This is a genomic window from Amycolatopsis heterodermiae (assembly GCF_034929455.1).
Taxonomy (GTDB): Bacteria; Actinomycetota; Actinomycetes; order Mycobacteriales; family Pseudonocardiaceae; genus Amycolatopsis; species Amycolatopsis heterodermiae.
In genome coordinates this window covers 262,818-288,082 of the sequence record NZ_JAYFSI010000014.1, presented here as the reverse complement: position 1 = coordinate 288,082, position 25,265 = coordinate 262,818, and the positions used below count along the sequence as shown (strand labels likewise).

At 65.1% G+C, this 25,265-nt stretch carries 19 protein-coding genes; 12 read left to right on the top strand and 7 right to left on the bottom strand.

Annotated elements, in window-relative coordinates; genetic code table 11:
- The first annotated feature begins 383 nt into the window (after nucleotides 1–383).
- The 11 genes from VA596_RS42370 (at nucleotide 384) to VA596_RS42320 (ending at nucleotide 13,590) form a co-directional block, all read left to right on the top strand.
- Nucleotides 384–2,312, top strand: a complete 1,929-nt coding sequence (locus VA596_RS42370; RefSeq protein ID WP_323335325.1) for a S53 family peptidase — start codon at nucleotides 384–386, stop codon at nucleotides 2,310–2,312.
- A gap of 82 nt (nucleotides 2,313–2,394) precedes the next feature.
- On the top strand, nucleotides 2,395–3,267 hold the full coding sequence (locus VA596_RS42365) for a L,D-transpeptidase (protein ID WP_323335324.1): 873 nt from the start codon (nucleotides 2,395–2,397) through the stop codon (nucleotides 3,265–3,267).
- 34 nt (nucleotides 3,268–3,301) lie between these two features.
- Nucleotides 3,302–4,051: a hypothetical protein gene (locus VA596_RS42360; protein WP_323335322.1), complete on the top strand. Its 750-nt coding sequence runs from the start codon at nucleotides 3,302–3,304 to the stop codon at nucleotides 4,049–4,051.
- 144 nt (nucleotides 4,052–4,195) lie between these two features.
- Complete coding sequence (locus tag VA596_RS42355; RefSeq protein ID WP_323335320.1) at nucleotides 4,196–5,305, top strand: hypothetical protein; 1,110 nt, start codon at nucleotides 4,196–4,198, stop codon at nucleotides 5,303–5,305.
- A 21-nt stretch (nucleotides 5,306–5,326) separates the two neighbouring features.
- The gene (locus tag VA596_RS42350; protein ID WP_323335318.1) at nucleotides 5,327–5,800 is read left to right on the top strand and encodes a cupin domain-containing protein; all 474 of its coding nucleotides are present in this window, start codon (nucleotides 5,327–5,329) and stop codon (nucleotides 5,798–5,800) included.
- 108 nt (nucleotides 5,801–5,908) lie between these two features.
- Complete coding sequence (locus tag VA596_RS42345; protein ID WP_323335316.1) at nucleotides 5,909–6,106, top strand: hypothetical protein; 198 nt, start codon at nucleotides 5,909–5,911, stop codon at nucleotides 6,104–6,106.
- Between the two features lie 2 nt (nucleotides 6,107–6,108).
- Nucleotides 6,109–7,206 (top strand): 3-oxoacyl-[acyl-carrier-protein] synthase III C-terminal domain-containing protein, encoded by a 1,098-nt coding sequence (locus tag VA596_RS42340; RefSeq protein WP_323335375.1) that lies wholly within the window; start codon nucleotides 6,109–6,111, stop codon nucleotides 7,204–7,206.
- Between the two features lie 42 nt (nucleotides 7,207–7,248).
- Entirely contained in the window at nucleotides 7,249–9,012 is a 1,764-nt protein-coding gene (locus VA596_RS50850; protein ID WP_458364034.1) for a hypothetical protein, read from the top strand.
- Between the two features lie 888 nt (nucleotides 9,013–9,900).
- Entirely contained in the window at nucleotides 9,901–10,584 is a 684-nt protein-coding gene (locus VA596_RS42330) for an RNA polymerase sigma factor (protein WP_323335314.1), read from the top strand.
- Nucleotides 10,581–10,832 carry a hypothetical protein gene (locus VA596_RS42325; protein WP_323335312.1) on the top strand — a complete coding sequence of 84 codons (252 nt, stop codon included), beginning with the start codon at nucleotides 10,581–10,583 and terminating at the stop codon, nucleotides 10,830–10,832. The genes VA596_RS42330 and VA596_RS42325 overlap by 4 nt, the downstream gene beginning before the upstream one ends.
- 43 nt (nucleotides 10,833–10,875) lie before the next feature.
- On the top strand, nucleotides 10,876–13,590 hold the full coding sequence (locus tag VA596_RS42320) for a CHAT domain-containing protein (RefSeq protein ID WP_323335310.1): 2,715 nt from the start codon (nucleotides 10,876–10,878) through the stop codon (nucleotides 13,588–13,590).
- Nucleotides 13,591–14,023: 433 nt separating this feature from the next.
- On the opposite strand, the gene VA596_RS42315 is transcribed toward VA596_RS42320, so the two are convergent.
- The 3 genes from VA596_RS42315 to VA596_RS42305 are packed head-to-tail and all read right to left on the bottom strand — an operon-like array spanning nucleotide 14,024 to nucleotide 15,259.
- On the bottom strand, nucleotides 14,024–14,359 hold the full coding sequence (locus VA596_RS42315) for a hypothetical protein (protein ID WP_323335308.1): 336 nt from the start codon (nucleotides 14,357–14,359) through the stop codon (nucleotides 14,024–14,026).
- The gene (gene tcmP / locus VA596_RS42310; protein ID WP_323335307.1) at nucleotides 14,338–14,847 is read right to left on the bottom strand and encodes a three-Cys-motif partner protein TcmP; all 510 of its coding nucleotides are present in this window, start codon (nucleotides 14,845–14,847) and stop codon (nucleotides 14,338–14,340) included. Before tcmP (VA596_RS42310) ends, VA596_RS42315 begins: the two co-directional genes overlap by 22 nt.
- Before the next feature lie 31 nt (nucleotides 14,848–14,878).
- On the bottom strand, nucleotides 14,879–15,259 hold the full coding sequence (locus tag VA596_RS42305) for a hypothetical protein (RefSeq protein WP_323335306.1): 381 nt from the start codon (nucleotides 15,257–15,259) through the stop codon (nucleotides 14,879–14,881).
- 88 nt (nucleotides 15,260–15,347) lie between these two features.
- Here VA596_RS42305 and VA596_RS42300 point away from each other — a divergent pair, with 88 nt between their 5' ends.
- Nucleotides 15,348–16,094 carry a DUF5131 family protein gene (locus tag VA596_RS42300; protein WP_323335305.1) on the top strand — a complete coding sequence of 249 codons (747 nt, stop codon included), beginning with the start codon at nucleotides 15,348–15,350 and terminating at the stop codon, nucleotides 16,092–16,094.
- A gap of 28 nt (nucleotides 16,095–16,122) precedes the next feature.
- Here VA596_RS42300 and tcmP (VA596_RS42295) read toward each other — a convergent pair whose 3' ends face one another.
- The 4 genes from tcmP (VA596_RS42295) to VA596_RS42280 all read right to left on the bottom strand — a co-directional run bounded on the left by tcmP (VA596_RS42295) (nucleotide 16,123) and on the right by VA596_RS42280 (nucleotide 25,265).
- Nucleotides 16,123–17,268 (bottom strand): three-Cys-motif partner protein TcmP, encoded by a 1,146-nt coding sequence (gene tcmP, locus VA596_RS42295; RefSeq protein ID WP_323335303.1) that lies wholly within the window; start codon nucleotides 17,266–17,268, stop codon nucleotides 16,123–16,125.
- A gap of 346 nt (nucleotides 17,269–17,614) precedes the next feature.
- Nucleotides 17,615–21,307, bottom strand: coding sequence for a P-loop NTPase family protein (locus tag VA596_RS42290; protein WP_323335301.1), 3,693 nt, complete (start codon nucleotides 21,305–21,307; stop codon nucleotides 17,615–17,617).
- A gap of 65 nt (nucleotides 21,308–21,372) precedes the next feature.
- On the bottom strand, nucleotides 21,373–21,837 hold the full coding sequence (locus VA596_RS42285) for a hypothetical protein (protein ID WP_323335300.1): 465 nt from the start codon (nucleotides 21,835–21,837) through the stop codon (nucleotides 21,373–21,375).
- Between the two features lie 1,922 nt (nucleotides 21,838–23,759).
- A complete protein-coding gene (locus VA596_RS42280) occupies nucleotides 23,760–25,265 on the bottom strand; it encodes a recombinase family protein (protein WP_323335299.1) in 1,506 nt (501 codons plus the stop codon).

Genomic DNA, 25,265 nt, shown 5'->3' with positions numbered 1-25,265 from the left:
CATGCGTTGACTTTTACCGAGAACTGGTTATTGTTCGTTTCAGCAAGGCTGATCGTGTTCACGCCGGGGAGGCGTGATGCAGACACGGTCGGCCGACACGTTAGGACTGACACGTGCTCACAACACCGCCAGTATTCCACGTTTTGGCTCGCGGACCGCCGTCGTCGTCTCGATCCGACGACGACTTCCGACGCAGATCCTCTCCGGTCGCACCGCGACCGTCACGATGACCAGGCCGCACGGCCGGTCCACATCATCCGAAGTCTCCGCTCAGCCCTCTTCGCGTATCCCTGGCTGCGGCACGAGGCCCGCCTTTCAGCACGCCTGCCACTCAACATACGGCGCGCTGGATGGCTTTCCCTTTCTTTCAAGGAGAAACCTCGATGCACAGCCGTCTTTGGCATGCCCTCGCCGCGACCGCGGCCCTACTCGCCTCCACCGCGGCCACCGCCGTCGCCGCACCCACCACTCCCACCGGCAACACCGGCGACCGCGCCCCGATTGCCGGGAGCACCCCAGCCTGGGCCACCCCGCATACGGAAGTCGCCCGCAGCAACGGAAACACCGTCCGCCACATCCAGGTCGCCCTCGCGCTGCGCGACCAGGCCGGCGCCGAACGCCTCGCCGCGCACCTGGCCACCCCGGGCAGCGCCGAGCACGGAAAGTTCCTGTCGTCGAAGGAGTTCCTCGACCGATTCGCCCCCACCAAGGACGCCGTCGATCAGGTGTCGCAGTGGCTGGGCTCGCAGGGGCTGCATGTGACCGGGGTCAGCGCCAACCGGCACTTCGTCGACGCCGAAGCCCCGACCGCCACGCTGGAGTCGGCGTTCGGAACGAGGATCGCCGCATTCCGGGCCCGGATCGACGGCACCACACGCACGCTCACGGCCCCGGCGGCGCCGGTCACGGTGCCGACCTCGCTGCGCGCCTCGATCACCGCCGTGCTCGGCCTCGACGACAGCGCCGCCCTGCTCACGCCCCAGCACACCCGCCCGGCCGCCGCGGCGGCGGCGGCGGCGGAGCAGCACTGCGCTCGCTGGTGGGGCGAGCAGAACAACACCGACGTCCCGCAGAAATACCCCGCCGGCTCCCAGTCGAACTCGCTGTGCGGCTACACCGGCACCCAAGTCCGCGCGATGTACAAACTGGACAACGGAAACACCGGCACGGGCACGACGATCGGTGTCGTCGGCGCCTACAACTCCGCCACCGTCGTCGCCGACACCAACCAGGCCGCCGCCCAGCTCGGCGTGCCGCCGCTCACGGACGGGCAGTACAGCGCAGTCCTGCCGCAAGGCGGGTTCACCGACGCGACCGAGTGCGGCGCCGACGGCTGGGCCGCAGAGCAGACCCTGGACGTCCAGGCCTCCCACACCATTGCCCCGGCCGCGAAGATCCGCTACTACGCCGGGAAAACCTGCAAAGGAACCGGGATCTACGACGCATTCAACCAGGCCGTCACCGACAACGCCGTGGACGTGATCAGCAACAGCTACGGCAACGCCGACGGCGAAACCAGCCTGCCTCAGGCGGCGCGGGACCAGTTCAACAGCATGGCGCTGCAGGCGGCGATCCAGGGCCAGACCATCACCGTGTCCACCGGCGACGCCGGCAACAACTCCGGCCCCGTCGGCCACCCGACCGCCAGCTTCCCGTCCTCGAGCCCGTGGGTCGTGGCCGTCGGTGGCACCAGCGTCGGCCTGGACCAGAACAACCAGCCCAAGGTGCTGACCGGGTGGGAGAACAGCGGCAACACCCAGACCGGCAACTCGTGGGCACCCCAGCGGGACGCCGATGGCCCGTTCGCCTCCGGCGCCGGCGGCGGCACCTCCGCGCTGTATGACGCGCCGGACTGGCAGGCCGGAGTCGTCCCCGGTGCGGGTGGGAAGCGGGCCGTGCCGGACATCGCGGCGCTGGCCGACTCCTACACCGGGATGCTGGTCGGACAGACCATCAAGGGCCAGTTCGGTATCGGCTCCTACGGCGGCACGTCGCTGGCCTCGCCGCTGATCGCGGGACTCGTCGCCGACGCCCAGCAGGCCCGTTCTGGCACCGCCCGCGCCGGTCTGCTCACGCCGGTCCTCTACAGCTTGAAGGGCTCCGGCGCGATCGCGGACGTCGTGCCGCAGAAGGCGGGAGTCTGGACGCCGATGATGCACGCCTTCGGCGGCGTCGCCGTCCCCGGCGGGCAGGGCAGCTACCTGATCGACTTCGACGCCCGCCCGCAGAACCTGCAAAGCGGTCCCGGCTGGGACAACGTCACCGGCCTCGGCACCCCCGCCGACGGCTTCGTCGGAGCGCTTTCTCAGTAATCACAACCTCTTTCGCGGCAGGTCCGCTCGAGTGCGGGCGGGTCTGCCGCGGCCTCCATCGACCCTTGAGGAAGGACTCGTCATGTCCGAGATGTCACGACCGGCGCCGAACCGGTGGCGGGTGCTCGCGCTCTGGCTGGCCGGGATCGCGCTGGTCGGTACCGCGGGCGTGCTGCTCGCACCGTCTCCGAAAGCGCCCGACGTCGCTCGCGGCGGCGCCGAGCCGGTCGAGCTGGGAGTCGAGATCCACGCCCCGGTCGTTGCCGCCCGCGCGGTTCCGAATCTGGCCAGGCTGCCTGAGGCCAGCACCCTCGGCACCGTCGCGAACGCTCCGCAGGACGCGACGGCCGAGGAGATACCGGACGGGCAGCTCGTGCACCCGACCGAACCGGTTCCGGTATTCGACCAGCCCGGTGGCGCGGCGATAGCTGCTCTTCCGACCACGCAGCTCGGGTCCGACACGTGGGTGCCGGTGATCGCGGAGGAACCGGGCTGGGTGCAGGTGCTGCTTCCTTCGCGGCCCAACGGCTCCACCGGTTGGCTGTCCAACCAGGACAACACGCTCGACAGCCGGTCGACGACCGACCGGATCGTCATCGACCGGGCCGCGTTCCGGCTCACGCTCTACCGCGACCACCAGCAGATCGGCACCTGGAAGGTCGGCGTCGGCACTCCGGCCGCGCCGACCCCGGCCGGGCGGACGTTCGTGCTCGCCTCGATGACCGACGCGAAACAGAAGTTCAGCCCGGTGATCTTCCCGCTCGGGATCCACTCGGCCACGTTTTCCACCTACGGCAGCGGACCGGGGACCACGGGCATCCACGGCTGGCCCAGCACCGACGTGTTCGGCCGCCGGTCCAGCGACGGATGCATCCGCGTCCCCGCCGACGCTCTCGCCACCTTCACCAACCCCCTCGACCCGGTGCCCATCGGTACCCCGGTCCTCATTCGCTAACCCAACCACACCAACACTTCTGGAGAAACCAGCCATGAACACCACTCGTACTGCTCTCGCCGCCGGAGCCGGCGCGCTCCTCATCGGCACCCTCACCACCTTCGCCTCCAGCTGCACCCCGGCGACCGCGGCGCCGCCCGCGCTCGCGGCCGCCGCGGCGACCTCGACGGCAACCGGGATCTCAGTCTCCGGCGGCGAGCACCTCTCGGCCCGGCCGAGCGTGTCCAGCAGCGGCGCGATCAAGACCGCCGGCGGCTCGGTCTCCAGTCCCAGCGGCGCCGTGGTGGCCAGCGGCATCAGCCTGCAGGCCGGCGCCGGATTCGCCGAAGCCCGAGTCACCTCCGTGCGAGTCGGCGGGACCACGGTCGGGCCGTTCACCGCGACCTGCCGCAACGGCGCCATCACCACCAGCGCCCCCAAGGACGGCAGCGGCAACCTCAAGGTCACCGGCGGCGGCAACGGCACCGCCGGGGTCATCACCGTCACCACCAGCACCGCCCCCACCCGCACCAACGGAACCGGCGCACCGACATCGGCAAAGCCCACAGCGGGCACGGCAATCACGGTGACGGTGGCGACGGTCAGCTGCGGCGCCGGAACCCCGCCACCGCCGACCGGCAACCCGCCGACCGGAACCCGCCCGGCCCCGACGCACAAGCCCGGGGCTCCGGAGACGTCCCGACCGGCTAAGCCAGGTGAACGGCACCAGCAGGGCGACAACCCGAGCGACCGGACCGCGCCCAAGCCGCAACCGAAACCCGGCCACGTCGCCGTCACCGGCTGATCACCACCAGACCGCGCGGGCCCGCACCCCCACCTCAACCCCTCCAACGCGGGCCCGCGCACCCCTTCCGCTCCCACGTCCCCGCCGGGCGACCCCTCCCCACGCCCGCACAACCCAACCAACTCACCCACCAGGGGAGATCTCATGTCCACACTCGTTTTCAGCCACGCCAGCACCCACTACCCCGACACCACCGCGCCCTCCGAAGACGACCGGGCCGTGCATTTCGTCGGCTCACTGCCTGCTGTCCTGACCGGCGACCACGCCGCGACAATGCAGTGGTTCCTCGACCACAGCACCGACACGTCGCTGACCGGACTGCCCTGTGATCCGGACCCGCGGTGGATCATCGACTGGCTCGACGGCCTCGCCACCGTCGACGCCCTCGAACCCGTCCGCACCGGCCACTCCGCCGACTACGACGACATGCCGACCTACCACCTCAAGCGCGGCCACTGGCTCGAATCCGAGGACCTGTCCCTCGGGCGCGCCGACCACACCGACGCCGTCATAGCCGCCCGCGCCCAACTGCACGACGACCGCGACTTCCCGCCGCATCAGGTGTCGATCCCGAACCCCTACGACCTGGCGTTGTTCACCTTCGGCAGCCCGGGGGCGGCGGTCACGCACCTGCCGGTATTCCGCCAGGCCGTGCTCGACGACGTCCACACCATCCACCGCCAGCACGGCGCCCAAGTCGTGTTCCAGCTCGAAACCCCCGCCGTCCTCGCCACGCTGGACCGCACCCCCCGGCCGCTCTGGCCAGCCGCGGTACGGGCGCTGGCCAAGCAGGTCGCGCGCGTCTTCGCCGACGGCCCCCGCGACGCGGCGTGGCGGATCCACCTCTGCCACGGCGACCTCGGCCACCAGCCCCTGTTCGCGCTGACCGACCTCGTGCCCGCGGTGCAGTTCCTCAACGCGCTGCACAAGCAGCTGCGCCGGCTGCGGATCCCGATGCCAGCCGTGCACATTCCGATGTGCACCGGCACCGACGCACCTCCGACGGATCCGCGGTTCTACCGGGCGCTGCGGCACCTGCGCCGCGACATCGACGTCATCGCCGGCCTCGTCGACGAAACCCACCCCCAGGACTCCCGCGCCGCGCTGGAACTGGTCGAGACCGAACTGGACCGGCCTGTGCTCGCGGTCGCCGCCGCCTGCGGCCACGGCCGTCGGCTAGTTCCCGCGGCGGTCGCCAACGCCGCGCTCGCGTGCGAACTCGCGCATCACACCACCGACACCCCCGCCCGCTGACCCACGGAGAGGACTGCCGCGATGGACACCACGACCACGCCGATACCGTCCGCCGCCGGAAACCTGACGAGCGAAGGCGAGGCGCTCAAGCCAATCTTGCGGACTGGGATCGTGCCGACCCGCGCGCTCTCCGGTGGCCGGATGCACCTGCCCGGCGCCACCACCCTCGCCCCGCAACGGCACGACACCACCGAGACCGCGATCGCGATCATCAGCGGCCACGTCGCCGTCCTCTCCGGCAACGCCATGCAGCCCTTCCACCCGCAGGCCGGGGACATGATCTACATCCCGCCGACGCTGCCGTACGCGGTCGTGAACCTCAGCAACAACGCCTCCGTCCTCGCCTTGGTCTTCCGCACCGACCCCGGCTTCGACACCGACGTGCACCGCATGCCCGAGCTCGACCGCGCCGCCCGCGACCAGATCCCCGACCTGCGCCGCGCCCACCACCAGGCGCTGCTCACCCGGCGCAGCGGCCGCGCCCGCCGCACCTGACCCCTACCTCTCGCTCCGTCCAGCGCCACGCCACCCGCCGACCGGACTCGTTCGGCGCCTCCCTGTCACCTGGCGTGCCACACCTACCGGCTTGATCAGGAAGACGTCATGCTGACCTGGATTACCGACACCGCTCGCGATCTACTCGACGACCCGCCACCTGGCGGACCGGTCACGCTCGACGAGATCGCCGCCTGCGCGGGCATCACGACCCGTCAGCTGCGGGCCTACTACAGCTCAGTCGAGGCCATCGTCGCCGACAGTGCCGACCTCCCAGCACATTCGACCCAGGTTGGGCGGTGCTGACGATGCGCTGGAAGAACCTGCACCTGCGTGGCATCGGCGCCGCGCTCGGCGACCTCGTCGCCGTCGAAAACCTCGAGACCGGGCGCACACTGGACGCAGCGACCAGCCAGCGCGCCGTGTCGATCGCCTCGCTCAGCACCGGCATGGATCTGGCTGTCCGTGCCGGACGCAACGCCCTTGCCAGCATGGCCATCACCACCACCGGCCCACTCCCGGTGCCCGACTTGCACTTCCACGCCGCGATCTGGCGCGGCAGCCGCGGCATCGACTTCTGGTCACGCGCCGCCTACGTCCGCACCCGCCTCGGCCTGCCCGCCGGACCCGGCATCGCCACCGAGCTCAACGCCATGAGCAACAGCCTCGTCGGCGGCATCGACATCTCCACCCGCGTCCTCGCCGGCAGCCCCGACCTCGACACCGTCCTGCTCACCGGCGGCGAAACCTTCGGCCCACCCGCCTTCGACCACCTCACCGCCGACCACGGCATCGCCTACGGCGACGGCGGCTCCGCCCTCATCCTCGGCCGCCACCCCGGCCTCGCCCACATCCTCGCCACCAGCTCCTACACCGACCCCACCCTCGAACAACTCCACCGCGGCAACCACCGCTTCGCCCCCGCCGGCACCACCGAACTCGGGATCGAACGGATCCGCGAGCGGAAACGCCAGTACACCGACGCCGTCGGCCAGGCCTCGGTCACCCGCCGCAATCACGACGGGGTCCGCGCCGTCATGGACGAGGCCCTCCGCGACGCCGACCTGCAGCTCGACCAGCTGCGCTGGATCCTGCTGCCGCACTACGGCCGGCACCTCCTAGACACCCACTGCCTGCAACCACTCGGCATCACCGCCGAGCGCACCCTCTGCCACGCCGGCGACCAATGGGGCCACATCGGCCCCAACGATCAGATCGTCGGCCTGACCCATCTGATCACGCGTGGCGCGGTGGTCCCTGGCGACCACGTCGCGTTGCTCGGCATCGGTATCGGCATGACCTGGACAGCCGCGGTTCTTCGCATCGACGCGGTGCCGCCCGGCATGAGTGCCCTTGCTCCGCCCTTGCGCTGGCCCTGGCGCGCGCCGGCCGACGCGCAGCGTTGACCAGCGCCTGGCCCCCGTAACGCCGAGCTCCCGAGGACTCCCATGCCAGACGCCTACCTCCCGTCACGTCTCGACCAGGCACTCTTCGGCCCACCGTTCATCGTTATCGACACTGACAACGCCGCGCGCACAATCACCCACTGCCTCGACGACGCCGCCGGTATTCTCAACACCGACAGTGCGGCACGCGCGATCGTCGGCACGCTCCGGTCACCTCTGCTCGCCATCGACATTGACCCCGAAGACGCCGGTGCCGGTGCCGACGCTGGCGACGTGGTCGCCGAACAGTTGCTTCTCTGGGCCGGCCGCTACGGGCTGCCCTGGCTGCGCCGCGACTCCGGCCGCCCCGGCCACACCCACCTCATCATCAAGACACCGCCGTGTCTGCGCGAAGAGCTCCAGTTCGTCGTCCGTACCGTCGCCAGCCGGCAGAACGTCTCCGCTACCCTCCGCTCCACCCTCCGGCTCACCTCGTCGCCGCACCGGCGCGGGCTGCCCAGCCCCGTCGTAAGCTGCACACTTAATACGGCCGACGCACATACGCACGTCACCTCCACAACACCGCGTGCCGCGCGACCCGCCCGACAGCGACGCGGCTCCGGCAGCAGCAGATCCGAAAGTGAATACGGCCACGCCCTCGCCCTTGCCCGCGCCAACCACAGCACCGCGCACGCCTGGGCCTTCGCCAACCTCGCCGGTACGAAGGCCCGGGAGATCGGCCAGAACGCCTGGCGACGCTGGTTCTGGGCACCCGCCACCACGATCGCCGCCGCCGAACGCGGCCTCACCGAGCAACAGGCATGGGACCTCTTCCACCGAGCCTCTCCCAACCAGGCTGCCCACGTCGGGCGCGACACATGGCGCCGCAGCCGCTGGTCACCCGCCCTTCGCGAAGCGGCGGAAACTCGGCCGCGACGCAAACGCCTCGGACCACACCAAGCCGCCGACCACGTACATGAACCTCCATCACCTCGGCTCCGGCAGGTGCAGGCGGCGCTTCACGCCGCCGTCGACAGCCATCTAGCACGGAGAATCGGCTCCGGCGGGCGCAACGACGTGATCGCCGGCGTAAGGGTCGTCAGTCTGCGCGCGGCCCTTGACGCATTCGCGCATGCGGTTCTCGCCACCCAAGGCTCTACTTCTGTACGCCACTGGGCGGAGCGTGCAGGTCTCGATCCCAAGACCGTTCGCCGAGCCCGAGACGCCGCGCTCAAGCTTGGAATCCTCAAACGCGTGCACAGCTACGCCGGAGGCGACGCCGACTGCGACGCATTCGCCCTGAGCGAAAACACAGTAGCCGAACACAACACAGAATTAAGTTCCCCCACTTTGTACACCCCCAGCCGCGGCAAGGCTGACACCCTCAGGTTGCAGTTACAGCATCAGCAGGACAGACACCAATTCGCGCTCAACCACAAGCCGAGAGCCACTGTCACTGAGATCAACCTTCGGCATTCAGAAGAAAACGCTTCACCTGCCGCCAGCGTCAGCGCCGCTCCTCGCAGACAGCGTGAACTCACTGGAGTCGACCGCTCTCATCTCCGAGATGGCGACCTCTTCCATTGCGTCGATGGCCTTTGCGAGGATCGAGATACGCCCACGCGTCCGGATCGCTGGAAAGGAACCTTCCTCTATGGCGCGATAGATGGTCATCGCAGACACACCGAGCAGGCTAGCCGTCTGCCCGACCGTCAGGAAACGCGGCGTGCTCACAGGGGATTCAAACATCGCAAACTTCCGATGCTACACAGCAAAGGGAAGGTTTTCGTCGACAAGGAGAATGACCGCCCGCATCGACACCACTGACTTCAGCATCCGCCAGAATCATCAACTCGTCAACCGGTCCCGAACGATTGAGTCGGGTCTCGCCGACGCCGAACCCAGGCCGGCGACTGCCTCACCGCTGCCGGTCAGACGGAGAACCTAGTCACGTCCTGCCACGAGAATGTACAGATGGGGTACTAGCGAACGCCCGCCTTCTCGCCCCGGCGACGATCAGAGATCGACCCACGCTTCGTGCGGTACGGTTAGATAATTCTCTTCGAGACACCTATTACGTTGCGCCCGTGATATCGCAGGTCGCCCGCAGCGTAACGGCACGATTGACGTGGCTCTAGCGGCCCGCCTCGCCGTGGCAACTAACTGCCCACAATGAGACGAAACCTGACTTGGCAGGGATCTCTTCGACGGGACCGCTCTGCTACACATGATGAGTCCAGGGCGAACCTGCAGGGAAAGTAGCTAGGTAGAGGTTACAGCTACAGCGCCCAGAGCTGACCGCTGCCTCTGTCCGACACAGCGCCGTTCGTGACCCAGCGTGTCTAAGCGCGTGCCGCGGGTGTCATATTTAGATGATCTTGCAGGTTTCGCCGTTCCCTGCGCTCCTGACGGTAGACGCAGTCGATAGAGATGAGAGGGCGGACCAGCGATGATCTTGGACGTCGCGCTGATGCCAGCGGTAGTCACGGGCTTGGTCGTTGTGGTGCCCTTGACCGGGAGGGCTCTGCACCGCTTGCTGAAGACGATCGAGCACCTGCGGCAAGAGCGGACCGTGGTAGAGGTTGTACGGGAGCAACGGCAGATGGCGGAACTATCGCTGCGGAACGGGACCGAGATGTCACATAGCGTAGAGGGTGGGGCTCGGCTCGTCATCCGACAGTTGCCAGCCGGACAGAGCACGAAGGACGTGACCAAGTGAGCGACGAGGGAGAGACCACCGACGCCGACGAACGCGAGGAGGGCGACCTCGGCGATTTCCGAGAAATTGCTCTTGCTGCAGCCCCGCTGCTCAACCGGCCGGCGACCCCTCCCCTAAAGGCGGTTTGGAACGGGGACGGGGAGACCGCCGCTCGAGTTGTCGCCCCCTCCTCGGACAAGGTCGGGACTCCCAGGCTTGAACGGTTCTGCTTCGACAATTTCTACCTGACCCACCGGCCAGCCCTGTTAGCGAAACTGGTGAAGTTCTGCGCTGGCGACCGGGACCTAGCTGAGGACGCGGTTCAGGAGACCTTCTTCACCGCCTATCAGTACCTGGGCCCGCTTTCTGAGCACCCAAACCCGGCCGGATGGCTGTACTTGGTCGCAACCCGGGCGGCGATGAAGTTCTTCACTCGAGAAACGCCGACTGACAAACACGAGGACGAGGCGTCGTCAGACAACAGCCTCGATGAAATGCCGATCGACCTGGTCGATCTGATGTACCGGGTACTGAGCGAGGAAGAGCGGCAGGTCATCGAGTATCGATACCTACTCGGTCAACGTCGCCAATGGGTTGCCGACCGTATGGGCCTAAAACTCCGTACCGTGGACAATAGAATCAAGACGGCGCTCACGAAACTGAGGGACCACCTCGCAGAGCCGAAGGGAGACCAGTCGTGACTACAGGCGAATACGGCAACGAACTGGTCGTGCGATCAATCGTCGACCTGAAGCGGCAGTTGACCGAGTTGAAGCTGGACGCTCTGCGCCGGTCCGATGACGCCGAACTAACGACCGACGTCAACGACATCGACGCGATCGCAGAAGAAGTGGCTGCCGGCATGAAAGCACGACGAGCACGCCCGGCTATCGGCAACGACTGCGTCCCCGCGCGGCCAGACCCGAGGACATCAGTAAATCTGTGGTGAAGAGCTACACCGAGAGGAGCATCGGACCCGGCGGCGATGGAGTATGACAATAGATGAACTGCGGAATGCTCTGCGTGCACGGCTCGACCGATACGAGATCGAGCAGGATCCGGCAGCAGTGCTCGACCCCGCCGCGTTGGTGGACGCGCTTGCACTCGCCGAGGCAATCGAAGGCCGAAGCCGACAACACGCGGAGGCCGCAGCTGCGGTCGGCCTATTGCACTGGTACCGCTATCTGCTGCTCCCAGATCCCGATGACCGGCCCGACCTATACGAAGCGGTCGCCGTGTTCGAGAAGATTAGCAATAGCCGTCCAGACCTCGTGCCAGAGCCGCTGTTGACGACGTTCGCCGAAGTCAAGAAGAAGTTGGGGCGCCAACTCCTGACATCATCGACAAACTATGCCGCACCTGCCGACGACCGCGATGGCAAGGCTCGGACTGCGGTAAAGCTCGCCAGTCTCCTACTGCGTCGACATGAATTGGACGGTTCCCTGGTCGACTTGGACGAGGCCATCAATATACTGACCACAGTCGTTCCCTCAGGCCACGACAGTGCATCCCATTCGGAGGCGCTCACGGTGGCGCTGTTCCTCCGGTACGAGGCCACCGGAGACGATCGCGATCTCGACAAATTGATCACGATCGGACGCTCGCTACTTAACCGCGATCAGCCGCAAAAAACGGCACAGTTGTCCATGATCGCGCTCGCGCATTATCGCCGCTTCCAGTTGATTAGCGACTCCAATGATCTCGACTACGCCGTTGAGTTAGGTCGGCAGGCAGCCGCCACGGCATTACCAGGGAATCCCGAACTGCCTGGCATTCAGTCAAATCTCAGTGTCGCGCTACGCGTTCGCTTTGAACGTCGGGAGGCCCCTCATGATCTCGATGAAGCAATCAACATGGCTGCAACGGCAGTTCACACAACACCACGAGACCACCCGGAACTACCCCGTTACCTCACCAATCTCGGACTAGCACTACGTGAACGCTACGAACGGTACCGCGCCGCGCCCGATCTCGACGAAGCAATCAACATCGCACGAACGGCAGCCCATGCCACATCACCGAAGCACACAGACCGTGCGGGCATTCTTCTCAATCTGGGTGGCACGCTGCTGCTGGCAGGCGATAGTTATGCCATGGAAGCCGTCGAGGTTCTACGGGAAGCCACCGAGTTGGCCGCAACACCGTCGCTTCGCGCACTCACCGCTACTTATCTGGGCCGAGCTTCTGCGGCTACCGCCGACTGGGCGCTCGCTACCAACGGGTTCGAAATAGCGATTGATGCTGTTAGTCAGATGGCCGGACACGGATTTAGCCGGGACGACAGCGAGTTTCACCTAGCACGGTTCGCCAGCCTCGCCTCTAATGCAGCGGCGTGCGCGGTAAATGCGGGCGAGCCTCTGCGTGCCGTTGAGCTTTGGGAGCATGGCCGAGGGCTGCTATTGAAGCGGTCACTCGATCTCCGGGCAGACTTGACAGAACTCGCACGGAAAGCGCCTGAACTGGGCTCCCGTTTCGTTATGCTACGCAACAAGCTAGATCGCGAATACGAACGCGACATGAGCGCCCCCAGCGGTCACTGGCCCTCAGATATACCGCGTGACCGCCTCCAGCAGCAGTGGACGGACCTGCTGACTGAGATTCGCGAACTGCCAGGGTTTGAGCGTTTCCTCGACCGTCTGCCCGTCACAGAAATGCTTGCCGCCGCCCAACGAGGCCCCATAGTGCTTCTCAACGTCAGCACGTACCGGTCCGACGCCATCGCCTTGACCGCCGATGGCGTACGCGTGATCCCGCTGCCGGCAGTGAACCCGGCCGAGGTAAAACGGCAACAGGCAGTTTTCGACACGGCCATGGCCTTCGCGTGGATCCGACCTGATCCGCGTCTCGACGATGTGCTCGAATGGCTCTGGGATACCGTCGCCGAGCCGGTACTTCACGGTCTGGGGCTAGTCGCTGACTGCGACCGCGAGCAGCGGTTGCCTCGGCTGTGGTGGTGTCCATCAGGTCCGCTGTCGTTCCTGCCCCTGCATATGGCCGGCTATCATCGGGCGGGGGCGGGCGACCTAAGAACAACATTAGACCTGGTCGTTTCGTCTTATACGCCCACAGTCAGCGCCCTGATCCATGCGCGAAGGAAGCATACAAGGACTGCGCCGCCTCGAGTACTCGCTGTTCTCGCGGCAGACGTGGCAACTCTGCCAGCGCTGCCGTTCGCCGTACGTGAGATCGAGGCGCTGGGTCAGCGGTTCCCATCCCAAGTGGACCTCCTGGCTAATGCCGAAGCGACACGAGCCGCCGTTCTGTCCGCACTCGCCACAACCACGACGGTGCACTTCGCCTGCCACGGGGTGACCACCCGAGACGATCCCTCGTCCAGCGGGCTCGCGTTGAACGACCAACTCCTGACCGTGCGAGACCTCACACAAGTCCAGTTGGACGGCACCGAACTGGCGTACCTCTCTGCATGCCATACCGCCGCTCCAAACTGGTCGCTAGCGGACGAGGCGACCAATCTGGCGACGGCATTCCAGTTGGCAGGCTTCCGACATGTCGTCGCCAATCTATGGTCAGTCCCGGACAAGGTGGCGGAGACTATCTCCCATCTGTTCTATGACGCCCTGGGCGACGGTTTCACTATCGACGCTGATCAGGCGGCGTTCGCTGTGCACACAGCGATGCGCACGCTGCGAGAGCGCTATCCCGAGCAGCGCGCATGGCTACTGGCCACGATCCACGTTGGATCTTGAGTCACGCCTCTAAATGGAGGCGGACAATTGGCATAGCACCCGGCGCATTCGCGCCCAGCTTGCAACGGCTGCCGGACGACTTCTTCATGACACTGAATCCTGGCGCGTATTGGATTCCAGTCGGATTCTCTTTCGATCAGCGGTCGAATACCACGACCGTTCCGTCGGGGTAGAAACCCTTCCTAGCCTGATTAGGACTTGAAACTAAGCCGTCTTTCTGCATTGGTGCGAGCGTGGCGCGCTTGACATGGCTGCTGATGTAGGGTGCTGCAGCCATGACGTGGTCGACGATGGATTCTATGGTCACCGCTTGCCCCGCGAAGTGTGCCAACAGGTGCTTGCGTAGCGGGGCAGTATCGACGGCTTGCGAAAAGATGACCTCCTGGTTCGCAAGCCGATCTCGGAAGCTGAAGTCGCCCGAGGGTGCGACTTTCTACATCGCCCCCTTCATACGGTCGAGGCTAATGAGTTCACGAGTGCAGTAGAACAAGTCGTAAAGTCGTTTGCCGCGATTGTCATATATCGCGAAGCTTTGAATGTAAGGGAACTTGCACATCTCGTGCAGTTGGCGCTTGTACAGGTCGTGCACATACTGGCTTCGCTGTACGTCGTGCAGCAGTGAAGCGCCCTTGTACTCGTCGGTGCCGAACAGGTCCGTCAGCGCCTGGTCGATGCCACCTGCGCCGCAGAAGCGGGTGACAACCTCGTGAGCGAAGTAGACGAGCAGTTCGCCTTTCGGGTTGTTGGTCAGGCGAGCGAGGATCGACATCGGGGTGGCTTTGACGCCGCGGGATCGACGAAGGAGAACGTCGGCGCGAGCCGGGCGTTGCGTCCGTCCAGGTCATCGAGCATCTCGCCGGTGACTTCGATGAAGGGTCTTGTTCTCGATGCCCATCTTGACATTCGCCGGCCAGGGGGTGTGTTTGCCTTCATCTCGGCGACGAGGCGCGCCAGGTTGGCGCCGCAGGCCGGGTCCTTCTCGTTGAACAGGAACAGGAACTCCGTTCCGCTCATGTTCGGGAGGTAGTCATGACCGAGCAGGGTGTCGAGCGCGATGATCGGCGACCCCGGGTACCGGGGGTTGCCGTTGCTGTATTCGCCTGGGCCGGCGAAGGCGTCGTAGTAGATGACGCGCCGGTTGTACTTGGCGATGATGGGGAACCAGGCGCCGAGGTAGGCGCGAAGCAGACTGTGCTTCGCGGCTGCGTGCGGCGGACGGCCCCACAGCTGGAGTTCGGCAGACCTGGACGTCGACATAGATCAAGAGTCGCCGACACCGCCAGCTGTGTTACGGGATGTCACTTCCAGGTGACATCCCGTCGTTACCCGCCGATCCTGCATCGACAGGACTCGATGAGGTCGTCAGGACGTCGCGTTGCCCGTGCTCGCTAAGTTCCTGAGCCCAGGACCATGCGGCGCTCGGGTTGCGGATGTAGAACTTCCGGCGTGAGTCGCCGCGGGGTAGTGGGCTGATCAGTCCAGTGTTGACCAGGGCACGCAGCGGGCTCTGCAGGTTGCTGATCGTTATCTGGAGGGTCTTGGCCAGGTCGGTGAGGCAGACGATGCCGTCGTCGGTGCTGGCAATCGCCAGCATCAGCTCGAGGCGGTACCGCTGTCCGAACGCGTGCTGGGAGACCTGACGCAGCCGTTCCGCATCCATCTCGGTCACGAACTCGATGTTACGGGATCCTCGTTACGGATATCGCGTAAAGTTTCTCGGGCAAGGGGCGGTGAACGGCGCGCGGGCAGGAGTGACGATGAGCGGCAAGTCGGCGATCGAGTGGACGGAAGTCACCTGGAACCCGACGACAGGTTGCGACCAGGTATCGGCCGGTTGCGACAACTGCTACGCCCTCACTCTGGCCAAGCGGCTGAAAGCCATGGGCACGCCGAAGTACCAGAACGACGGAGACCCGCGTACCTCCGGCCCCGGCTTCGGCGTGACGGTCCACCCGGACGCGCTGGATCTGCCGCGGCGTTGGCGCACACCGCGGGTGGTGTTCGTCAACTCGATGAGCGACCTGTTCCACGCCAAGGTGCCAACAGCATTCGTGCGAGACGTGTTCGAGGTCATCGCGACCACTCCACAGCACACTTACCAGGTCCTGACCAAACGCTCGACCCGCCTGCGGCGGCTGGCCGATCAACTGTCGTGGCCAGCGAACCTGTGGATCGGCGTCAGCGTCGAGAACGCCTCACAGCTTGGCCGGGTCGATGACCTGCGCGACGTACCGGCGGCGGTGCGGTTCCTGTCTTGCGAGCCCCTGCTGGGACCGCTGGACGGGCTCGAACTCGACGGTATCGATTGGGTGATCACCGGCGGCGAGTCCGGTCCCCGGGCGCGCCCCGTCGACCCAACGTGGGTACGGGGCATCCGCGACCGCTGCCAGGACGCCGAGGTCGCCTTCTTCCACAAGCAGTGGGGCGGCCGCACACCGAAGGCCGGTGGCCGCGAACTCGACGGCCGACTGTGGGACGAGATGCCACAGCTACTCACCCACTGAGGCGCCAGCCACTCGTCCACTGTCGTGATCAGCCGACCACCCAGTCTCGCACCTGCTTGGGCGTGCAGTCGATGCGGATCGTGCCAGCCTTGTGCAGCTCACGGGCTGCTTTGCGCACGAGCACGTCGCCGGCGATGCCGTAGGCATCGCCGAACACCGCTTGCGGGTGGTGCGCCAGCTTGAAGCTGCCGTCCCGACCGGCGAGCTTAACCAGGTTGCGCTTGATCTCCTCGATGGCGCGCTGCTCTTCGTCTTCCTGCTGGAACTCGGCGAGGTTGAACAGCACCCCTTCTGGCGGGTCGGCGCCCGGACCGACTACGTCGAGCCACGCGCGTCGCGCCGCGGCGGCGCTGTGCCCGAAGACCCAGATCCCGTGCTCACCCCTGGTCAAGAACACCAGGTGATAGACCGGTTGATGATGCATTTGCCTCCGCACTGGGACCACGACATGTTTCATGTTCGTGGCCGCGCCCAGCCGGCGCGCATATTCGGTGACGACGGCTTCTGCCGCAGACTCCCAGTCTGCGCGGCGTGAGCTCTTGTGCGCCTCAAGCGCGACTTTCCGCCACCACGGCCCGCCGCAGACGGCGTCCATCGCCTGGATCGCGGCATGATCAAGCAAGTTTTTGTGTAGGACACCTGCGGCGCGTCGGGTGAAGTCGGCGCTGAAGTTCAGGAGCGCCTCGGTTCGTGGCCAGCTGCTACCGCGTGCCCGCCGAAGCAGACGGTGCAGCTCGACGAACGGCAGGATCGCACCGCAGGGGTCAAGGAACAAGAACAGCGGCACGCCGCCAGCGCGGGACACGATCTCGGGCAAGTGATCCTGGACTTGGCCGTGAAACGCCTCGACCTGCAGGCCTTGATCGCGGTAATCGGCCGCGACCGTCGACAGCCTTCGATAGTCCTGCCTACGGCGTTCGACTAGCAGAACGCCGACTTGAGTGGACGTACGCGCGCGATGCGCAGCCTGCAGCAGCAGCTCCGCCGATGCTGGTCGTCCATCGTCGTAACGGCCGCGGCCCGCATAGCCGTCTACAACCATCGCTCGTCGACCGGGGATCTTCGAGGCGGTCATCACGACGAACGGGAGGGCATACCCGCGCAGCAACTCGTGCTTGAACACCGATTGAGCCTGCTGGATGTTCAGCAGGCCAGCGCTGGTGCCTTTCGCCATAGGGAAGTCCCTCCCCGCAGCCGATCTTCCGATCGTCACACGGCCACGGATGAGACTGAAGGAACGCTCCGCTATATCGCCCGCGCGGCCGAATGCCGCTGCGAACACGTGAACGATGATGCACTCCAGGTCGGTACTTCTGAGGGAGGCACGTCGGATAGACCGCGTGACCAGTGCCTTCCGGTCAGTTACTCACGGTAAGACTGTACGAGCTCGCAACCATGATCCCGCCGTCGAGCAGGTGTAGCAGCAGATGCAGCGTCGGCGAGCCGGTTCCCAAAGCGGAGGTTCGCCGTCCGGTGACACTTGGCTATGTTGTCGCAGCCCGGGATCGCAAACCACCAGATCACGGCCACCAGCGTCGGAAGTCCTGGAGTGCGATCATGACTTCTCTGATTCCTTCGGTACCGATCAACCGGGGAAGCGCCGAACCCGCCGTCCGGAGGAGCTCGCATCGAGACCTTAGTCCGCCCGCGCGGCGAACTAAATGCCAGATTGCTTCGTCCGCGGTCGGCGACCCGATCTCGCAGAGAATCGCGACTAGCTGCGGCTCCATCGTACTGACGGCGTACGGCTGGGCGACCCTGCAGCTGGCAAGGTCGTCGTTGTTCGGCTTCACTCTCGGCGTGTGCGTGTTGCCGGTATAGTACCAGCTTGTGTCGACATTGAGAGCCTGCTTGATGCCTTCGGCGAGCAGATCAGCCTGATTGGCTTCAAGGCCGAGATGAAGCAAGACGAAGGCGGTGAGAACCGGGTCGTCGAGTTTGCGGGCCGCGGTAACCGCACGAGTAAGGTCGTCTCCATGGACGTAGTCGGCCAGTGCAGCGAGCGCTAAGGCGCGTTCACCTTTCCAGCGAATTGCTGTGGCAGCCTCGAGAACTTCGCTCGCCGCCAGAGGAAACGCAGGGTGCCGGGCGAGGTGGTGCAGAGTCAACGCGATGTCTGTAGATGATCCAGGGGTATCTCTCGTCCGAATCACTTTGTCCACTTGCTCGGCGGAGAAGTATTCGGCTGCGGTCGACAGAATTACGTGTCGCGGCGTAGATGGACACTCGTCCGCGGCCTCCAGCGCTCGACCTAGGTACGTTTGGCGAATCTCGGTCGGCAGATGCCGGCACAGGACGGCGAGAGCGATGCCGCGACTGTACGAGTCCGTCACCTGGAGCACGACTTCAGCCGCCTCCACCGGATCCGGTAGATCCGCGGCCAGGTGGACGAGCGGACCGATCTGCCCCAGCCGGGCCAGTTCAAAGGCTCGCTCTATGCCAAAGTCCTGATTGTGCCTCAAATCGGTCATTCCCGAGGAGACGCCGACCGCAGCTTCGGTGGCGGCATATGGCTCCAGTACCTCCAACATGTCCGCAACCACCTCGGCATCATGGCCGGTACTGATAGCCGACCTCATCGCGTCCTTGATCAGCTGGGCACGATCTACCGCCGGAACATGGTTCACCAGTTCGGCCAGTACGTGGCTCGGCGTATTCTTACCCTTCGGTGCCAGCTCATACGCGCGATCGATAAGAGCTGATTTGTGCTCCCGCGCGGCGTTGCGCAGCACCGTCAGAGTAAGCTCCCAATGATTGTTTCTGAAAGTTTCTTTCCAGCCAAAATCGAGGATATCGAGAAGCAAATCCAGGGGTCCCGCCGGTATTTCCTTAAACATTTCCTCAATGGCGTCCATGACATACGGATTCCGCGGGAATACGACAAGCGCTGTCCGAAATGCCTCGGTTCGCGCCTGCGGTGACACTCGACCGACGAGGGCCGCCATCGTTTCGATACTCATTTGCGGGTCGGTCAGGTGCACGGCGGCATCGAGCGCTCGCTGCGCCGGCTCACCTGTCAAAGACTGGCTCAGCCAGCGCAAGCAAGCGGCCTTGACCTCGTCCTGCGTGGTCCCCAGCACCTCGTCGAGAAGGAGGGACGGGTCGCCGGCAACACCGAATATGGCATCGATGCAGCGTTGTTCGACTAGGCTGAGACTGGCGGCAAGATCCGAAGCTAGCTCGTGCGCGGCCTTGCCGGGCAGTTCGACCAGGAAGCCGATAGCATTTCGGCTGTTTGCCCTACACCATTTCGCAACGAAGCGAGCGATGTAATCTGCCGAACTCTCGCGAACCGACCGGACGAGCGCGCGGATCCACCGGCGGTCTATCCAGCCGGATGTCGCCAGCATGTTCATGTCGTGCAGCAACGGAGGCAGCGCCCGTTGTTGCTGGCGTTCTGTGAGGTGCGGAAGCAACCCGAGGTCAGCACGGATGCGGTGATCCGTCTTACGCATGCCTGAAACATGGCTGAGCGCCCTGTCTAGCAGTTCCGGCGGGAGCGCCGGCGCGATAGCCGTCAGGGTATCCGCTTCCAGCCAATCGGCTCCGATCGAGCAGACCGCCTCGAGTGCTCGAGGCAGAAGCTCGGCCGGGAGATACGGTGCAAGGTCGCCGAACGTCCGCGGAATGAGAAGTGCGTTTGCAAATACCCGATCCAGCGGCCAGACGTGATGCTTCAACAAAAGTACAAGTAATTGCCCCGAGGTTTCATAACCGTGCATGTCCAGCGCGTCAGTAAGCAGCAAATAGCGCAATTCCAGCCCGGGTGACGGTGCGGCCTGCAGCGCGATGCCGACATCCTCGAGGAACGCCGCGGGATCTTCGTCTTTCGCCGACATCCACACGTTGCTCGCTACACGGTCGTCGATCGGGCGCTCGAGCCGGAGCAACCAGTCTAGATCGTCGAACCGGTTTGCCCTAACGAGGTGCGTCGATAGGTGGCGTAATGCGTAGCCGTCGTTCGCATATGCGGGCCGCAGATCGTCCGCGAGCGAGCGAAATTCAGTCAGATAGTGATCGCAGATCCGACCGTGTGCCGCTGCCGCGTCGATGACAAGAGCCTCACTCCAGGAACGGGCGCTGTCGCCGGCGTCCGCCGGAACGGTACCTAGGAGAAGTTCGCGGAAGCTGCTGTGGTGCAGGGTGAATTTTCGCGGTACCTCGTCGGTCACGGACAGGAAGGGGCGCAGGACGTTCTGGCACCAATACCGTGCCGTCGCGTCGTCGACACCTGCCAACGTGGCAAGCGCGGCGACGGTGAGCGGCTCGCCGGCCACCGCCAGCGTCGCCAGAACCACCCGGTCAGACCAGCGCTCGAGATGACTGAGGTAGTACGAGCCGAGCTTCGCAGGCAAGGTCGTCATATCGTCTACCCGGCGCAGGCCGAGCCGGACCTCCTCCAGTACATACCGCAGGTAGACCCAAACCCCGCCGCAGCGGTCCACCAACGCGGTGACGAAGGCGCGTGCCGAGATGCTGGTTTCGCCAAGCCGGTTTCGGAATTCGGGCCGTCGAGTAATAGCCCGCAAGTGCTGCGCCAGGTCTTCGCGGTTACGTTCGCCGCCAGCGAGGATCGTGAGTACCTGAGACGGCGCGTCAACGTGTCCTGGCGAACTGCCGGTGCGATAGGTGCCGACGACGAAGACGCCTGTTGGCAACGCCCGGGGCAGGCCCCATGGCAGCAGACCGTCGAGTTTTTCGGCCTCGTCGGCGCCGTCAATCACCAGTACGATCGGCTCGGCGGCGACATCCGCCGCTTCGATAAGCAGCGATTCGAAGTCCCCGGGGTCGACTGGCTCGGGCAGGGGAACGAGGCCGTAGCGGTCGGCCAGCTGAGCAGCCAGGTTACGAAGCGCGGTCGCCGAAGTGCCGCCCTTGACGAATCGGACGAAATGCGAAATCCACTTCCGCTCCTGGGCCAGGTGCGCGGCGACGGCCGTCTTGCCCATCCCGGCTTCCGCCTCGATCCAGACGAAACCCCGGTCGTGAGCGGAGATGAACCGGTCGATATCGTCGATGAGCCAGCGGCGGCCGGCAAAGCCGTACGCGAGCACGTCGACGAATACGACCCGCGGATCCTTCGCTCCCGAGGGCCTGTGGATCGCTTCGCGGGCTTCGCCGTAGAAGTTGTTGATGGTAGCCGCGGTTACATCCCCCAGCACTTGGCCGATCGCGGTGGAGCCTGTGGCGGCGTGGGCAGTGCCGATACCCAAATGGGGGACGACGACAGGGGCGTCGCCGGACGGGTGAGCTGCGGGAGTGCCGGTGGCGGGGTGCTCTATGCCCGGCCCGGCCGGTGAGGGTCCGGGGGCTGGTGCACGGTGACGTCGCGACCCGCCGCGCCGATGGCGATGCTGCCTTGCCCGCTGGCGTTAGCCATTCCGGAAACCGCGATTCCGCCTTGGGCCGCCACCAGACTGGGATGATGCTCGGCCTCAGAGATCGCCGAGGCCAGCTGAGCGGCGAAGCTCTCGTCGTCCTCGACCGCGTCCTCGACGGCGTCGGTGACGCGGCGGCGGGTCCGCTCGGACACCTCCCCGCTTTCGGCAACTTCTGTCTCCAACTTCCGTACCGCCGGGTCGGTGCCCAGCTTGCCGAGCACGGCCTCCAGGATCTTCTCCCGAGCTCGAGCCGCGGCCGCGTCGGTCACCTCGTCGGCGACCCCGTCAAGCACCTTCCCCGCGCGGCGTGCCTTTCCGACCGCCCATGCGAATAGGGCGCCGACCACCAGCTCAATCCCCACAGCTCCATCTCCCCTTCCGACGAAAAACCCGGGACGGCCGCGTCCCGTGCGCACAGTCAATCGCCGTACACGATCGAAATGCAACACGATACCTCCTCGCCCCTCGGCCGGGTTGGTGCTCCCGCGCCGCTCGTGGATCTTTGCTTCCGCGAACAAGCCTTCGACCAGGTACTCCCGATGATCCGCTTTCCCTTCGCCGAGTTGCTGCTGCCACGTTGCCGACTCCTGTTCATTGAGCAGTCGGTCGACTGGTCAGCGTTGAGCCGTGGCGCCAGTCCGCGGCGGATTAGTCGGGGCAGTGTTACGGGCTTGTCCTGGACACCGTGGTGGTGTGGTTAGCCTCGCTGACACTCGCTCCGTCGGCTCGGGACGGCAGCCGCCGATTCGGCGGATGCCCACATGCACTCGCGCACGGGCAGGGTGAGCCTCCCCCGGACACCACAACCGACCGACGCCACACCGTCCGGGTGCAGCTGCCACTGTCCCAGCAGGGCAGCGAACTCGGGCTGGCTCCCGGCAGACGACTGTGATTCCGGCCCTGGGGAAACGGTCCTCGACCGCGGCGGCCGTCTCAAGCCCGAGGACGATGCCGGCGGCATGTGATGGGCCAACGTCAGCCGGGCCCCAGCCGCTCGTGATATCCGCTCAGGCTGAAGGTCACCTCTTCGGCGTCAAAACAATGTAAACCGATCCGGCCACCACCCCTACCGAACAAGCCGGGTCGAAAGCCGAGTAGTTACGAAATGGTCGAGCACCTCGTCGCAACGCCACAGGTCGGTCTCGATCATAACCGGGTGCTCGGATCGTTTGTACAGCCGATCTTACGAAGACCGACAACAGCTACGAGGTCGCGATCGACGTACAGAGCACGATTCTCATTACTCATCTAGCTCCGGCAGCTCCGCGCGGGCGCGGCCGGAGCCGTCTGGCCGGTTCGGCATGGAGGTCCTGCCATTGCGTACGACGTCGCGACCGAGCCAGGGCCAAGCCGGCAGCACGGCGCGTGAACGCGAAGGGCCGACTTCCGCGGCCACCGAAATAGGTGCGGTGGCACCCGGCCGGTCATGGACACAACACGGCGTACCCTCCGACCCTGCACCTCCAGCGACACACGCGAACTGCGTGTGGCGTACACCACATCGCGCGTGACTCCTGCGTGACCCATTTCGTGACCCGAAACCGTGTTCACCCGTGTGATTTCTGGGGTCACGAGAGGCACCCTTGAGGATATAGTAGCTGGTAGAGGGCTTAGGTAACACTGTCACCCACTCTCCTAAGGCGGGTGTCACAAGGTCGAACCCTTCGACGGTTCCGAACGCCCCTTCCTACCGCCACAGTCAACGCCGATGCCCTCCGAACAAGTGCAACAGCTTGAATTCCGCGCTTCACCCCAGGCACACGCGAGATCATGCTCGGTCACCTCTTGGGGCGACGGGACGTGCCGCCTTGCCGACCGCTCGCTCACACGGCACCATGGAACTAGGTGAGTCGTAGCCTCACCGGCGCCCTCCCACTCGAAATGCGTGGAGGCGTCGTGTCGACACAATGGTCCGTTGCGGAACAGCTCGAGCGACATGGGGCCGCTCCGGATACCTCACAGTGGGTCCGTACATCATGAAGCGTTCTCGCCGATCTCAGCAAAACTTCAAGGGGTCAGACGAGGCCGTCACCATACAAGCGCACGCTAACGAGCCGTATGACCAGTTCATAATACGCTTGATCTCTCACTCTGGACAACCGTCGCCCGACGAGTCGACGCGACTGAGGCAATTGCTTCCACTTTCGATGCCCCTCAGAGCGCACCCAAGATGTTGAGCCACCACAAACGTCGCCACGTACCGACGAAACAACACCGCGAAGAAGAGGGCTCAGACGACGCACTGCCGCAGCCAACACGACGAACTCTCTTAACTACGACAACCCTAGTCCGCACTAAGCGGTCGATAGAAACGCGTTCGATGCATCGTCGAAATTGGGACTTTCCGGCGCCCCGGACCAATCGGCAATACCTGAAGCTGCCCAAGACCAAGAGCACCATCGGGCGTAGCCGCAAGAATAATCTTCGCCAGAGCACGCTTCGTCGAGAACTCAGCAGTCCGCCATTGCGACAGCACCGCGCCACCAGGTTCGATCAGACCGGACAGCGCCGCTGGAGTCTGCAACTCTCGCTCCTTGGCCTCCAGCTTCTCGATCTGATCCTCGAGCGCAGCTGCTACCGTTGCCGCGAAGCGACTACGCGTGCGCTTACCAACGACCGACGCTGCCAACTCGTCAAGTTCGCTCCTTGCCTCCGCCAACTCGGCCTGCACGGCGTGCAACTCAGCAGTTCCCTCGTCAACCGCCAGATGGGAGGACAAGGTCGTCAGGTATGCCAAGATCGCTTTTTCCGCATACGTTTCGAGCTCGTACTTGTCAATCGTCACGCAGCCACTCTTGACGCAGACGTATCTCCAATACTTCTTGCGCTTGCGATTGACTCGCAACCCATCACCACAGGTGCCGCACGCCACAAGGCCAGACAGCAAGTGAACTACCGCGCCAGGATGTTCGTTCGTCAGCCTAGCCGGATCACGCAAGATCTTCTTCACGCTATAGAAATCTGTAGGACTGACCAGCGCCTCCCACTGACCTTCAACAACGGAGGCGCCTGGCGTCAACGGGTGGTAAGCGCTCTTCCGTGCCGGGTCGTGCACTCTCAGCCCGATGTAGCACTCCCGGAGGAGCATCAGACCGATGTTCTGCGGAACCCACTCCCCACCACCTCGCCGGCGAAGACCCCGTTCGTTGAGGTCACGCGCGATAGCCTTGAGGTGATGGCCGCTCTTCACACGTCGGTACATCTCCTGAACGATCGGCGCCTCCGTCGGATCAGGCTCCTGGACAATCAACTGCTTGGTCCGGTCGTCATATATGCGGCGATAGCCAAACGGGATCCGCCCGTGCGGCAGCCCCTTCCGCGCAGAGGCCTTCGTCGTGCGCCGGATGTTCTGGCTCATCTCGGCGACGTCCAGTTCCGCCTTGCTTGCGTCGTCGATGAGCTGCTTGCGGTCGCGGGGTTTGCGAGGGTCCACAATGCGGTCGTATTGCTCGACCCAGAACACGACGTCCCGTTTCGCGCAGAGGTTTATCAGCTCCAGCCACTCCTCGGTCTGGCGGGAGCCGCGGTTGCTGGCGTACAGCATCAGCACGCGCGCGGTGAACCGGTCGGCCTTGAGGTCGGCGATCAGCCGGTCGAACGCCGCGCGTGCCTTGCGCTGGTACTTCGACGCGGATCCGACCTCGCGGTACGTCGGCGTCTGAAGGCGCCACTCGAACCGTTCGCATGTTTCGAGGTGCCCGTCGTGCTGCTCTTCCGGCGATCGTTCAACGCCGGACTCGTCCTTCGAAACCCGCTCGTAGGCGGCGACCTCTACCCCGGTGAGCTCCAT

Excerpts from the sequence above, each read along its gene's own strand:
- VA596_RS42280 (WP_323335299.1), bottom strand. The coding sequence starts at position 25,265 with ATGGAGCTCACCGGGGTAGAGGTCGCCGCCTACGAGCGGGTTTCGAAG.
- VA596_RS42355 (WP_323335320.1), top strand. The coding sequence starts at position 4,196 with ATGTCCACACTCGTTTTCAGCCACGCCAGCACCCACTACCCCGACACC.
- VA596_RS42345 (WP_323335316.1), top strand. The coding sequence starts at position 5,909 with ATGCTGACCTGGATTACCGACACCGCTCGCGATCTACTCGACGACCCG.
- VA596_RS42350 (WP_323335318.1), top strand. The coding sequence starts at position 5,327 with ATGGACACCACGACCACGCCGATACCGTCCGCCGCCGGAAACCTGACG.
- VA596_RS42370 (WP_323335325.1), top strand. The coding sequence starts at position 384 with ATGCACAGCCGTCTTTGGCATGCCCTCGCCGCGACCGCGGCCCTACTC.
- tcmP (WP_323335303.1), bottom strand. The coding sequence starts at position 17,268 with ATGGCGAAAGGCACCAGCGCTGGCCTGCTGAACATCCAGCAGGCTCAA.
- VA596_RS42300 (WP_323335305.1), top strand. The coding sequence starts at position 15,348 with ATGAGCGGCAAGTCGGCGATCGAGTGGACGGAAGTCACCTGGAACCCG.
- VA596_RS42340 (WP_323335375.1), top strand. The coding sequence starts at position 6,109 with ATGCGCTGGAAGAACCTGCACCTGCGTGGCATCGGCGCCGCGCTCGGC.
- VA596_RS50850 (WP_458364034.1), top strand. The coding sequence starts at position 7,249 with ATGCCAGACGCCTACCTCCCGTCACGTCTCGACCAGGCACTCTTCGGC.
- VA596_RS42315 (WP_323335308.1), bottom strand. The coding sequence starts at position 14,359 with ATGTCGATCCTCGCTCGCCTGACCAACAACCCGAAAGGCGAACTGCTC.
- VA596_RS42365 (WP_323335324.1), top strand. The coding sequence starts at position 2,395 with ATGTCCGAGATGTCACGACCGGCGCCGAACCGGTGGCGGGTGCTCGCG.
- VA596_RS42360 (WP_323335322.1), top strand. The coding sequence starts at position 3,302 with ATGAACACCACTCGTACTGCTCTCGCCGCCGGAGCCGGCGCGCTCCTC.
- VA596_RS42320 (WP_323335310.1), top strand. The coding sequence starts at position 10,876 with ATGACAATAGATGAACTGCGGAATGCTCTGCGTGCACGGCTCGACCGA.
- tcmP (WP_323335307.1), bottom strand. The coding sequence starts at position 14,847 with ATGTCGACGTCCAGGTCTGCCGAACTCCAGCTGTGGGGCCGTCCGCCG.